At 29.0% G+C, this 12,949-nt stretch carries 13 protein-coding genes; 2 read left to right on the top strand and 11 right to left on the bottom strand.

Features of this window, described 5'->3' with window-relative positions:
- From Q1J48_RS04190 to Q1J48_RS04155, 8 genes are all read right to left on the bottom strand, one after another.
- Positions 1-238: TRAP transporter small permease (locus Q1J48_RS04190; RefSeq protein ID WP_300361467.1), on the bottom strand; the 238-nt coding region annotated here is incomplete at its 3' end.
- Positions 238-1,257 carry a TRAP transporter substrate-binding protein gene (locus Q1J48_RS04185; protein WP_300361464.1) on the bottom strand — a complete coding sequence of 340 codons (1,020 nt, stop codon included), beginning with the start codon at positions 1,255-1,257 and terminating at the stop codon, positions 238-240. The genes Q1J48_RS04185 and Q1J48_RS04190, both read right to left, overlap by 1 nt.
- Before the next feature lie 16 nt (positions 1,258-1,273).
- Positions 1,274-2,875, bottom strand: a complete 1,602-nt coding sequence (locus tag Q1J48_RS04180; protein WP_300330044.1) for a mannitol dehydrogenase family protein — start codon at positions 2,873-2,875, stop codon at positions 1,274-1,276.
- 22 nt (positions 2,876-2,897) lie between these two features.
- The gene (gene uxuA, locus Q1J48_RS04175; protein ID WP_300330041.1) at positions 2,898-3,947 is read right to left on the bottom strand and encodes a mannonate dehydratase; all 1,050 of its coding nucleotides are present in this window, start codon (positions 3,945-3,947) and stop codon (positions 2,898-2,900) included.
- Positions 3,948-3,974: 27 nt separating this feature from the next.
- Positions 3,975-5,381: a glucuronate isomerase gene (gene uxaC, locus Q1J48_RS04170; RefSeq protein WP_300361462.1), complete on the bottom strand. Its 1,407-nt coding sequence runs from the start codon at positions 5,379-5,381 to the stop codon at positions 3,975-3,977.
- Between the two features lie 258 nt (positions 5,382-5,639).
- The gene (locus Q1J48_RS04165; RefSeq protein WP_300361459.1) at positions 5,640-6,536 is read right to left on the bottom strand and encodes an AEC family transporter; all 897 of its coding nucleotides are present in this window, start codon (positions 6,534-6,536) and stop codon (positions 5,640-5,642) included.
- Positions 6,537-6,602: 66 nt separating this feature from the next.
- Positions 6,603-7,295 (bottom strand): GntR family transcriptional regulator, encoded by a 693-nt coding sequence (locus Q1J48_RS04160; RefSeq protein ID WP_300361457.1) that lies wholly within the window; start codon positions 7,293-7,295, stop codon positions 6,603-6,605.
- An 81-nt stretch (positions 7,296-7,376) separates the two neighbouring features.
- Positions 7,377-8,558: an iron-containing alcohol dehydrogenase gene (locus Q1J48_RS04155; protein WP_300361454.1), complete on the bottom strand. Its 1,182-nt coding sequence runs from the start codon at positions 8,556-8,558 to the stop codon at positions 7,377-7,379.
- Positions 8,559-8,821: 263 nt separating this feature from the next.
- Between Q1J48_RS04155 and Q1J48_RS04150 the strand changes: the two genes are divergently transcribed.
- Both Q1J48_RS04150 and Q1J48_RS04145 read left to right on the top strand, forming a co-directional pair.
- Positions 8,822-9,457 (top strand): bifunctional 2-keto-4-hydroxyglutarate aldolase/2-keto-3-deoxy-6-phosphogluconate aldolase, encoded by a 636-nt coding sequence (locus tag Q1J48_RS04150; protein ID WP_300330850.1) that lies wholly within the window; start codon positions 8,822-8,824, stop codon positions 9,455-9,457.
- Between the two features lie 14 nt (positions 9,458-9,471).
- On the top strand, positions 9,472-10,503 hold the full coding sequence (locus Q1J48_RS04145) for a sugar kinase (RefSeq protein WP_300361452.1): 1,032 nt from the start codon (positions 9,472-9,474) through the stop codon (positions 10,501-10,503).
- A 66-nt stretch (positions 10,504-10,569) separates the two neighbouring features.
- Here the strand turns inward: Q1J48_RS04145 and dhaM are convergent, their stop codons facing one another.
- The 3 genes from dhaM to dhaK are packed head-to-tail and all read right to left on the bottom strand — an operon-like array spanning position 10,570 to position 12,603.
- Positions 10,570-10,965 carry a dihydroxyacetone kinase phosphoryl donor subunit DhaM gene (dhaM, locus tag Q1J48_RS04140; RefSeq protein ID WP_300330845.1) on the bottom strand — a complete coding sequence of 132 codons (396 nt, stop codon included), beginning with the start codon at positions 10,963-10,965 and terminating at the stop codon, positions 10,570-10,572.
- A gap of 12 nt (positions 10,966-10,977) precedes the next feature.
- Positions 10,978-11,595 (bottom strand): dihydroxyacetone kinase subunit DhaL, encoded by a 618-nt coding sequence (gene dhaL / locus Q1J48_RS04135; protein WP_300330842.1) that lies wholly within the window; start codon positions 11,593-11,595, stop codon positions 10,978-10,980.
- A 12-nt stretch (positions 11,596-11,607) separates the two neighbouring features.
- On the bottom strand, positions 11,608-12,603 hold the full coding sequence (gene dhaK, locus Q1J48_RS04130; protein ID WP_300330839.1) for a dihydroxyacetone kinase subunit DhaK: 996 nt from the start codon (positions 12,601-12,603) through the stop codon (positions 11,608-11,610).
- Between the last annotated feature and the right edge of the window lie 346 nt (positions 12,604-12,949).

The following is a 12,949-nucleotide window of genomic DNA, read 5'->3' as shown; positions in this document are numbered from 1 at the left end:
TAAATTTCTCAACAAAGAATACCATACGCATATGATCTCTTTTTCCAAAAACATATGAAGCAGCAAACATAGACATCCATGCAAAAGAATATGATATTAACTCTTCTGATATAGTACTTGGATCTTTTAAGATATATCTAGCTGATATTTGATAAGTTCCTACTGCAGTCATAAACATAAATAAAGCTACACAAATCAAAAGAATTAATTTATCTAATCCCTCTCTTAATTTTTCCATTATTTAGCCTCCTTCATTTCTTTTCCTATTCTTTGGATTTCATCATAGATAGGTTTTAATTTTGGAGTTGCATTTAGTACTTCTTGGTGAAGAGGCAATACTTTCTCTTTGAATGCAGATACTTCTGGATAAATGAATTTAACATTCATATCTTTTTCAGCATGTATTTTTGCTTTTTTTACAGATTCTCCCCAAGCTTCTCTTTGAACTTTTGATATTAATATAAATCCTTCATTGAATATTTCTCTTTCTTCTGGAGAAAGACCATTTAAAAACTTAAGATTTCCTATTAAAATATCTGGAACCATTTGGTGCATATTATATGAATAGAATTTTGCAACTTCTCCGTGTTTGTTACTTGTTAATGCTAATTCATTATTTTCAGCACCATCAATAACACCTTGTTGTAAAGCTGTATAAACTTCTCCAAATCCCATTGGAGTAGCTGCTCCACCAAATAAATCCATCATTCTTATATTAGAAGCACTTTGTTGAACTCTTATTTTTAAACCTTTTAAATCTTTTGGTGTATTAATAGGTTTTTTTACAGTATAGAAGTTTCTTGTTCCTGCATCTAACCAAGTTACAGCTTCAAATCCAGATTTTTCTGTTGAAGTGAATATTGGTTCGATTAATTCCTTATCATCCATTACAGCATGATAATGTTCAGGACTATCGAAAAGGTATGGTAAATTGAATATTTGATAGATATTATCGAAACTTTCTAATATCGCGTTACTTGCTACTGCAAAGTCTATTGCACCAGTTTGAGTTAACTCAACTGTATTTACTTGTGATCCTAATAATTCATTTGGAAATATTTGTACATCATATTTATCTCCAAGTTTACTTTCTATAAATTCTTCAAAAGCTAATAATCCTATATTTGTTGGGTGATCTTGTGCTTGGTTATGTGATATTCTTATTATTCTTTTATCCTGTCCTTTTCCACAAGCTGTCAAAATTAAAGTACACATTAGTAGTAAGATCAAGCTCAAAAATGATTTTACTTTTTTCATGGTTATCCTCCTAATTTTACTTCAAGTATTTTTCCAAAGTATTTTTTACTGCCCCTTTTCCTACTAACATTTCTACAAAGTATTTCTCTACTAATTCAGACATACCAATTTCTTCTAAATCTACACCAAATATCATTTTATTTCTTAAAACTTCTTTTAATTGAGATTTATATGTTTCTGGTTTTCCAAATTCTATTCCTTTTAGTTTTTCCTGTAACATTTCTAACATTGGATCTGGGCTGATACTTCTTTTATTTCCATTATCATCTATTCCTAATAAATATCTAAACCATCCTGCATAAACAAGTGGAATATATTTTATATCAGATATTTTTAACTCATCACTTGCTAAATAAGCTTTTAGAGTTTCTCCATATCTTATTCCTACCTTTTGAGATGTATCTGTTGCAATTCTTTCAGGTTGATCTGGAATATATGGATTTGCAAATCTTACATCTATAACCTCATCTATAAATGCTTTTGGATCTAAGATTTTTGGAGATTCTACAACTTTTAATGCCTCTCCATATCCTATATTTTTTATAAGTTTATTTAATAATGGATTTGATACTGCATCAAATATACTTTTTTCATTTAAAAGACATCCATATACTGCTAAAGCTGTGTGAAGAGGATTTAAACAAGTTGTAACTTTCATTCTCTCTGTTTTTTCTACTGTGTCTCTATCAGTCATATAAACTCCAGCTTCTGATTTTTCTAATGCTGGTCTTCCATTAGGGAATTTATCTTCAACAACAAAGTATTCAGCTTCTTCTGAGTTAACAAAAGGACCTGTATATGATTTCTTATCTGTAATAACTATATCCATATCTTCTAAACCTAATTTTTCTAAATGCTCTTTAACTACTTCTGCTGGTCTAGGAGTGATTTTATCTATCATAGATACTGGGAAACTTACTTTTGTTTCATCAGAGATATACTCAACAAACTCTTTAGTTACAAAACCATTTTCTAACCAGTGGTTTGCAATATCTTGAACTGCAGCCTTAATTCTATCTCCATTTCCTGCACAGTTATCCATACTTACTATTGCTACTGGAGTAGCACCATTTTTAAATCTTATATTTAAAAGGTTTGTTACTATACTCATTACATGTTTTGCTTCAGAAGGATTATTTTTGAAATCTTCTTCTATAACACCCATGTATTTTTTATCTGGAGTTTTTAAATTGTATCCTTTTTCTGTGATAGTGAAACTGATCATTTGTAAGCTAGGTGCTTTTACAATTTCTTCTATTTTTTCCATATCAGTAGATACTTTTAAAGATTCAACTATACTTCCTATGATCTCAGTTGAAAACTCTCCATCTTTTGATAATCTTACTGATAAAGTTAAATTGTCATAAGGTTTATAAACTTTATCTATTATCTCTGTATCAAAGCTTTCTGCAACAATTATTCCTGTATTTTCAAGACCTTTATTTAATAAATTTTGTTGCATCTTTCCTACATAAGCTCTGAATATATTTCCAGCACCAAAATGTAACCATTTTGGCGCTTTCATTGTATTTTCTTTTACTTCTTTTATATCATACATTGGAGCTTTTATATCTTTAATATTTTCTATTTCTTTTAAATTTTCTAAACTAAATTTCATTTTTACCTCCAAAATACTATTATTATTTTTCTAATTTTGTTAGAGTTTCCCAAATTCCAGTTATATAACTTGCTCCTAAAGCTCTGTCATATAATCCATATCCTGGTTTTCCTGTTTCTCCCCATATCATTCTTCCGTGATCTGGTCTTAAATATCCATCAAATTTATTTTTATGTAATACTTTCATAATCTCAACGATATCTAAAGATCCACAACCAGAGTAGTGAGCTGATTCTTCAAAACTTACACCATCATTTAAAAGTTTTACATTTCTAACGTGCATAAAATGAATTCTTCCCATAGCACTGTATTTGTCTACTAATTTTGGTATATCATTGAAGTTTGCACATCCTAAAGATCCTGTACATAATGTTAATCCGTTATATTTACTATCTACTAATTTTAAGAATCTATCTATATTTTCTTCTTTAGTTATGATTCTTGGTAAACCAAATATTGGCCAAGGTGGATCGTCTGGGTGGATAGCCATTTTAATATCATTGATTTCTGCCACTGGAATGATTTGCTCTAAGAAGTATTTTAAGTTTTCCCAAAGGCCCTCTTCTCCAATTGCTTTATATTGAGCAAATAAGTTTGCCATTTCTTCTTTAGTATAGCTTGAATCCCATCCTGGTAAAGATAATTCAGCATTTAATGGGTCTAATTTATCTACTTGATCTTTGTAGTAAACTAATGCTGTTGATCCATCTTCTAATTCTTTATCTAATTGAGATCTTGTCCAGTCAAAAACAGGCATAAAGTTATAACAAATAACTTTTACTCCAGCTTTTGCTAAGTTTTCTATATTTTTTTTGTAGTTTTCTATATATTTTTCTCTTGTAGGTAATCCTAATTTTATATCTTCGTGAACAGGAACACTTTCAATTACTTCAAATTTTAATCCAGCTTTTTCAACTTTCTCTTTTAAAGCCTCGATTTTCTCCATTTCCCATACTTCACCAACTGGCACATCATATATAGCTGTTACTATACTATGCATTGTAGGTATCTGTCTTATGTATTGTAGAGTTACAGGATCTGTATCTCCATACCATCTAAATGATAATTTCATTCTTCCTCCTTAAAATTTTATTTATATTTAATCTTTTAATCCAAAATAATTTTTTGCATTTAGGTAACAAATCTCTTTAACCATTGGTTCCAAGATTTCTAAATCATATGGAACTTCTCCCTCTTCTACCCAAGTTCCTATTAAGTTACACATTATTCTTCTAAAGTATTCGTGTCTTGTATAAGAGATAAAACTTCTTGAGTCAGTTAACATTCCAACAAATCTTCTCAATAAACCTAAACTAGATAATGTAGTCATTTGATTTATCATTCCATTTTTTTGATCTAAGAACCACCAACCAGATCCAAATTGCATTTTTCCTGGCATCTCTCCACATTGGAAGTTTCCTATCATAGTTCCTAAAACTTCATTATCTTTAGGATTTAAACAATATAATATTGTTTTTGGTAGTTCCATAGTTTTTTCTAGTTCATCTAATAATCTAGAAAGTGAATATGCATAATTATTATCACCTATGGAATCCATTCCTATGTCAGCTCCTAGTTTTTCAAACATTCTTGTATTGTTATTTCTTTGAGCTCCCATATGAAGTTGCATTCCTAAATCATATTTTTTATATTCTCTAGCTAGTTCTAAGAATATTGCTGTTTTATATATTTCCATCTCTTTTTTGCTTAATTCTTTTTCTTCTAAAGCTTTTTTAAATATCTCTTCCACTTCTTCTTTTGAAGCTAATTGGAAAAATGGCTCTTCAAGACTGTGGTCTGTTACTAAACATCCTCTTTCTACGAAAAATTTAATTCTTCCTTTTAAGGCTTCAACTAATTTTTCAAAAGAATCTATATTTACATTTGAAACTTCTGAAAGTTTTTCGATATAATTTTTAAATCCAGGTTTTTCTATTCCAAGAACTTTATCTGGTCTAAAAGTTGGAAGTACTTTTACTCCAAAGTTTTCATCCTTTGATATTTCTAAGTGATATTCTAATGAATCTATTGGATCATCAGTAGTACACAGTGCTTTTACATTTGATCTTTTTATTAATTCTTTTGTAGTAAATTCTGGGGTTCTTAATAATGCGTTAGCTCTTTCCCAAATCTCTTTGGCATTCTTTTTATTAATTACTAAGTCTATTCCAAAAAATCTTTTTAACTCTAAGTGAGACCAGTGATATAATGGATTTCCAAAACAATATTCTATTGTTTCAACAAAAGCCATAAATTTATCAAAATCTTCAGCATCTCCAGTAATGTATTTTTCATCAATACCATTACTTCTCATTGCTCTCCATTTATAGTGATCTCCAGCAAGCCAGATTTCAGTTAAATTTTTATAATTTTTATTTTCAGCTATTTCTTTTGGATTTAAATGACAATGATAGTCAAAAATCGGCATTTCTTTAGCATATTTATGATATAACTCTCTACTTACTTCTGTCTTTAACAGAAAATCTTCATTCATAAAATTATTCATGATGAACCTCCTATTTTACTAACATACTTGTATACAAGTATAATATAATATTTTTATATATCTGTCAACTATTTTTTGATTAAAAAAATAAATTTCCAAAGTTTTAATACTATTTCAGAACATTAAAAACTTTATTTTTCAATATTTCCCCTTATAAATGGCTATTATTTATTATAATGTGTTAAAATTTCGAAAAAATTTTTTACAAAAAATTAAAAACTGTACCCTAAGGTACAGTCTAATATTTTTTATATAAATTTATCTAAAAATTAAAAGTAATGAAACATTTATAAAACTTAAAATTATTGAAAGTGAAACAACATTTATAGCTAGATCCATATCACCATCAGTTATAAAAACATAGGTTAAAATATTATTTCCCACAGGAGAAAGAGCTCCGAGTAAGATAATCGTTCTTCCCATATCATCTAATGGAAGTATTCTTCCAACAATTGTCCCAACTATCAAAATACCAATAACCTTTACAGCTATAATTATTAAGCTTAATTTTAATCTTGAAAACTTTGGAGTAAAATAAGCTCCTAAAGCTATCATTATCAACACTCCAGTTACACTTGCTATTTGTTGAAGAGTTATCTTTATTCCTTCTGGAATTGTTATCTTGGTAATATTTATAACTATTCCTATGGCTAGTGCCATTATAAGAGGAGATTTTATAATCTTTACTATCTTATCTTTTATACTATCATCTTTTTGGGAAACAAATATAGAATAAACAATTGTTGTAATCATAACTAGGTTTCCAGCATCAAATAGAGATAATAGATAAACATTTTTTTCGCCAAAGAAAACTATAAAGAACGGAAGAATGAAAGTCATATTCATTATCAGAGTTCCACCTCTAAAAATCTTTCTTTCATTATCTGTTAACTTTAAAAATCTTGAAAATATAATCCCTATAACTATCATAACACAGTGAATACAAATTGCTGATATCGGATAATAAATCAATGTTTTCGTAAACTCCATACTACTTACTGATATTATTATTACCGCTGGACTCATTAAATAAAAAATTAATTTTAACAGAACAGATGCATCTTCCTTTGATAATATTTTCAGCATCTTCAAAGTATAACCTATAATAAAAAATAATATTATTGGCATTAATTTTTCTAAAATTATTTCTAACATCTTTTTCTTTTATTTCCTCCTGTAATTAAAAAATTAAAACAAGTAAAAATACTTGTTTTAATCTTCTTAAGCTTCAAAATAATCTGGATATTTATCTGTGAATACTCCCATTACCTCTTTAAAATTAAATAAATGTTCATTCACTATACTGTCAATCTCTTCAAATTTATTATCTTCTAATATCTCTATAATTTTTTCATGCTGATATAAAATTTCATCTAAATTCATTTTTTCAAGAGCATCAAAAAGTCTAAGTCTATCATAGTGAGTGCTTAATCTTTTTATCGCTTTCCAAATATTTAATTTATTACAAAACGAATAGATAATTTCATGAAATTTATTATCCAATCTAAAAAATTCATAAGAATTCTCTTCATAATCAACTATTATTTTTTGATATTCTAAATTTTTTTTCAGATCTTTTATTAAAATTTCTTTATTTTTATTTGAACAAATTATTTTTAACATCTCTTTATCACAGATTTCTCTAAGAAATGCAGCCTCTTCTATCAATTTTAAACTCATCTTTGAGACAAAAGAACCTCTTTGTGGAAAAACATTTACAAGTTTCTCCTCTTTTAATTTAACTATTGCTTCTCTTACTGGAGTTCTACTCACTTCTAGAGCTTGGCTTATCTCTACCTCACTAATAGCTTCCCCTGGTGCTAAAGACAAATTCATAATATTTTCCTTCAATATACGATATGTGAATTGTTTATTATTTTCACCTTTATTCTTATTTATTACCTTAAAATGCATCTCTTACTTCCCTTTCCCCAAAATGTTTTCTTCTCCCTATTCTACATTAATTTTTAGAAAAAATCAATCCTTATTAATTTTCTATCTTGCCATCGTATATATTTTTTCTATATCATCATATGAAAGTTTTTTGAAACTTCCTATTGTACGAGATCTATTATTACTACACTTATTAGCTAAATTTACTATGTCTTCATCTGATAAAATTATTCCAGCTTCAGATATTTTAATTGGCATATCTAATTTTTTATAAAATTCTTCCATTGCCTCTATTCCTTTTAAAGCAATCTCTTCCTCACTTCCATTATCTTCTATTTCAAATATATTTTTAGCAAACTCTACAAATCTTTTTGGATTTTCCTTATAAACATATCTTGCCCAAGATCCCCAAACCGCTGATAATCCAGCTCCATGAGCTACATCATAAACCCCACCTAAATCATGTTCCAATTGATGAGTTGCCCAATCTCCTTTTCCTCCACATCCAGTTAGTCCATTATGTGCTAGTGAACTTGCCCACATTATTTCAGATCTTGCCTCATAATTTTTAGGATCCTCCATTGAAACTTTTCCATACTTTATCATTGTTTTTAAAAGTCCCTCTGAAATTTTATCAGTTATTTCTAAATTTCCCACAGGAGAAAAATATCTTTCCATTGTATGCATCATAATATCAACTATTCCACAAGCTATTTGATATTTTGGCAATGTATAAGTTAATTCTGGATTTAATATTGCAAATCTTGGTCTTGAGTTATCTGAGTTATATGATCTCTTTAATTGTTCATCTTCTTTTGTTACAACACTTGATCCACTCATTTCACTTCCTGCTGCTGCTATTGTTAATACTACCCCAATAGGAGCACATTTTTTTGTTCTTGCCTTTCCTATATATAAATCCCATACATCTTCTATATCATCGTTTGCGATTCCATATCCAATCCCCTTAGCAGAATCTATTACACTTCCTCCACCAACGGCTAAAATAAAATCTATTTTATTTTCTCTGGATAATTTTATCCCTTCATAAACAAGAGATAATCTTGGATTTGGTTTTACTCCTCCAAGTTCTACAAAGAATAAGTTCTCTTCTGATAAAGATTTTTTCACTTTATCTATTAAACCACTTCTAATTGCACTTCCTCCACCATAGTGGATTAAAACTCTTTTTCCACCAAATTCTTTTACAAGTTTTCCTACATTTTTTTCCTCATCTTTTCCAAACACAACTTTTGTTGGTGTATAATAAATAAAGTTTTCCATACTATCCTCCTTAAAGTTTTATTAATTAAAGTATATATTTTAAAAAAAATACTGTCAAGTTAAAAAATAAAATTCCATATAAGAAACTTTATTATTTTTTTTTATTTTAATTACATATAATATTATATATTTACTTTATCTTTAATATTTGCCTTCAATTTTTTTCATATATGAAACTTTTATGAAAGTTTACTATTGTTTTTTTTTAATTTATAAGCTATAAGTATATTATAAGAATTAAATTTTTAATAGAGGTGAGTGAATTGTTAAAAAAACATGAAACAATAGAAAAAATAATAAACACTGGTATTGTTGCCGTTGTTAGAAGTGAAAGTATAGAAGAGGGAGTAAGAATCTCTAAAGCTTGTGTTGAAGGTGGAATCCCTGCTATCGAAGTTACTTATACAGTTCCTGGAGCTACTGAAGTTATAAAAGCTCTTAAAAATGAATTTACTTCTGATGAATTAATCGTTGGAGCTGGAACAGTTCTTGATGCAGCTACTGCAAGAATCGCTATTTTAGCTGGAGCTGAATACATCGTTTCTCCTGGATTTGATGTTGAAACTGCTAAACTTTGTAACTTATACCAAATCCCTTATATGCCAGGATGTATGACTATAACTGAAATGATGAAAGCTATGGAATATGGATCTGACATCATAAAATTATTCCCTGGAAGCGCTTTTGGACCTTCTTTCGTAAAAGCTGTAAAAGCTCCTTTACCTCAAGTAAATATTATGCCTACTGGTGGAGTAAGTCTTGAAAATATAGATGAGTGGTTCAAAAACGGTGTAGTTGCTGTTGGAGCTGGTGGTAAACTTGCATCTGGTTCAAGTGAATCTATAAAAGCTACTGCTGAAGCATTTGTTAAAAAAATAAAAGAAATTAGAAATAAATAGTTTGGAGGATAATAATGTTTAATTTTTCAGAAAAAAGATTTGATGTTGTATCTTGTGGTGAGATAATAATGAGATTATCCCCTGCTGTTGGAAAAGTTTTAGTTCAAGATGGTCCTTTAGATAGAAATCTTGGTGGAGCAGAACTAAATGTTGTTACAGGTATTTCTTCTTTAGGAGGAAAAACTTCTTTCCTTTCAAAAATTCCTGATCACGATTTGGGAACTTATGCAGAAAGATGTATAAACTTAAGTGGAGTTAACTCTGATTTCTTAGTTTATGATTCTTCTAAAAATAAAAGACTTGCTCTTTATTACTATGAATATGGAGCTTCTCCTAGAAAACCTAGCGTTGTTTATGATAGAAACGCTTCATCTTTCCAATTCTTTAATTCTAATGAGTTAAATCCAGAAGTTTATTCTCAAACAAAAGTTTTCCATACAAGTGGAATCTCTTTAGGACTTTGTGAAACTTCTAAACAATTAGTAAAAGATCTTATTAAAAACTTTAAAGAAGCTGGAGCAGTTATATCTTTCGATGTAAACTTCAGAAGAAATCTTTGGGGAAATGAGGAGAATGCAAGAGTGGAAATAGAAAAAATTCTTCCTAATGTTGATATTCTTTTCGCATCTGAAGAAACTTTAATAAAAATGTTCAAAGAAAGTGGAAATATTCAAGAAATGATGAGAAGTTTTTCTAAAAAACATAATATTTCTCTTTTAGTATCTACTCAAAGAACTGTTAACTCTCCTAAGTCTCATGATTTCACATCTATTATTTATAATAGTGTTGAGGATAAATTCTACTTTGAAGAACCTTACAAAAATATAGAGATAGTTGATAGAATCGGAAGTGGAGATGCTTATGTTGCAGGTGCTTTATATGGATTAACTACTTTTGATTGTCCAGAAAAAGCTCTTAAATATGGAAATGCTTTAGGAGCATTAAAAAATACTCTTCTTGGAGATGTTGTTTGCTTCTCTAAAGCAACTGCTGATTCTATAATAAAAGATCATAGTGAAGGTTCTACTTCTGAAATGAATAGATAATAATTTATCTTAAAATATAAAATAGCACGAGTTCATCGTGCTATTTTTTTATTGATATTTAGTTTTTTATTCTGTTTTACTAAAATTTTTTAATTCTTGTAATTCTTCTATAACACTGTCTAAAGTTGCTTTTTCATCATTTACAGACATAGCTATTAAAGCTCCTTCAACTAATGGAGCATCTACAATTTTTACTTTTCCTTTGTATTCATCATCCAAAAATTCTATTGCCATCTCGCTATTTAATATAGAACTTCCAATATCTCCAAATATCAATACACCATTTGGAGTATTTGCCTCTTCAATAGCTTTTTTTATTCTCATTGGATCTGAACCAAAATGATCATCATCTGTTCCACTTCCATTTATCACCGGAAAATCATATTTTTTCATCTCATTACATAAATGTATAACCTCATCTGCTAATCTTCTACTATGAGAAACTATAACTATTCCTACCATTTTTTATTTCACCTACCTATTTAATTCATCACTAATAGTTTTTATTATAATATATGAAGAAGTTGCACCTGGATCTATATGTCCAATACTTCTTTCCCCTAAATAACTTGCTCTACCCTTTGTTGCAATTATATCCTTTGTTGATTCCATTCCCTCTTTTGCTTTTTCTGAAGCTAATAGAAAACTTTCTTTTAAATCTTTTCCTGCTAATATTTCTTTTTTGAATTCATTAAAAGCTGGAATTTGAGTATCAAGCATTGTTTTTTCTCCAAGGACTGCTTTTCCTCTCATTTGTATTCCTTTTATCATTTCATCCCAAACTTCTACCATTACTTCTGGAGTTATAACTTCTGATTTCTTTAAAACTGCAGCTCCTTTCATTAGAGCTGTTGAATATAAAGCACCTGAAGCTCCTCCTACATTTGACATAAGAAGCATTGTCATTTTCATAAAAATATCCGCAGGCTTTTGCCCTTCCATCTTAGGTATTTCTTCCAATATTTTTTCAAATCCTCTTGAAATATTTACCCCATGATCTCCGTCACCAATTTCTCTATCCAACTCTGTTAGATAATCTTTATTTTTTATAATCTCATTACTTACTTTCTCTATTATATTTAATAATTCCATATTTTATCACTCCTAAAATCTTTTGAATGCTGGTGTATCTGCTTTTGCCATTAACATCTCTTTCATTTCCTCATCAAGTTTTACTAAAGTGATAGAGAATCCTCCCATATCTAAAGATGTCATATAATTTCCAACAATAGTATCAAAAACTTTTATATTTTTTTCTGATAAAACATCTGCCACTCTGTTATTTATTATATAAAGTTCTATTAATGTTGTTTCTCCCAATCCATTTACAAGAACTGCTACCTCATCTTCTGGTTTTAAATCAGATTCTTTTAATAATTTTTCTAATAAATAATCTACATGAGTATCAGCAGTTTGTATTTTTTCTCTGTGAGTTCCTGGTTCTCCATGTATTCCTAAACCAATTTCCACTTCATCTTCTGGAAGTTCAAAACTTAATTTTCCAGTTGTAGGAACCATACAAGGTTTTAATGCCATTCCCATTGTTTTTATTCTTGAAATTACCTTATTTCCAAATTTTTCTAATTCATCAAGAGAGTATCCTTTCTCTGCTGCTGCTCCTACCATCTTATGAACCAATACAGTTCCTGCTATTCCTCTTCTTCCAACTGTATAAGTACTATTTTCAACTGCTATATCATCATTAACAATTATTTTCTTTACATTAATACCTTCCATTCCAGCCATTTCTGCAGCCATCTCAAAGTTCATTACATCTCCACTATAATTTTTTATAATAAGTAATACACCTTCTCCTGAATCCACTGCTTTGATAGCTTCATAGACCTTATCTGCACTTGGTGATGTAAAAACTTCTCCTGCTACTGCTGCATCAAGCATTCCTTCTCCAACAAATCCAGCATGTGAAGGTTCATGTCCACTTCCACCACCACTTATTAAAGCTACTTTTCCATTCTTTTTATTCTTTCTTATTATTACTGGTAAATCTTCAACCTGTTTTAAAGCATTTGGGTACGCCTTTAACATTCCATTTATCATTTCTGTTACAATATTTTCCGGTTTGTTTATCATTTTTTTCATAAAATTTACCTCCTAGATAATTGTAAAAAAGCTTAAAAAAATCTTCTTAACTATTAAGAAAATCTCTTTAAACTTCTCCACCCACTAAGTCATATTCAATTGTGCCTTATTATCTATAATCAAATTTTACTTTATTTTTTTTATATTGTCAATATTTTTTAGAAATTAAAAATAAAAAACCGGGAAATAAATCCCGGCTTGCTTATTTACTATTTTCCGAAGTATCTGTTTAATAATCCAGTGAAAGCTTTTCCGTGTCTTGCTTCGTCTTTTGCCATTTCATGAACTGTATCGTGAATTGCGTCAAATCCTAATTGTTTTGCTCTTTTTGCGATATCGAATTTTC

The organism is Fusobacterium sp. (assembly GCF_029258315.1).
In the GTDB taxonomy this organism is placed as follows: Bacteria; Fusobacteriota; Fusobacteriia; order Fusobacteriales; family Fusobacteriaceae; genus Fusobacterium_B.
The sequence above is the reverse complement of the archived record's forward strand: the minus strand, read 5'-3'. Positions and strand labels throughout refer to the sequence as shown.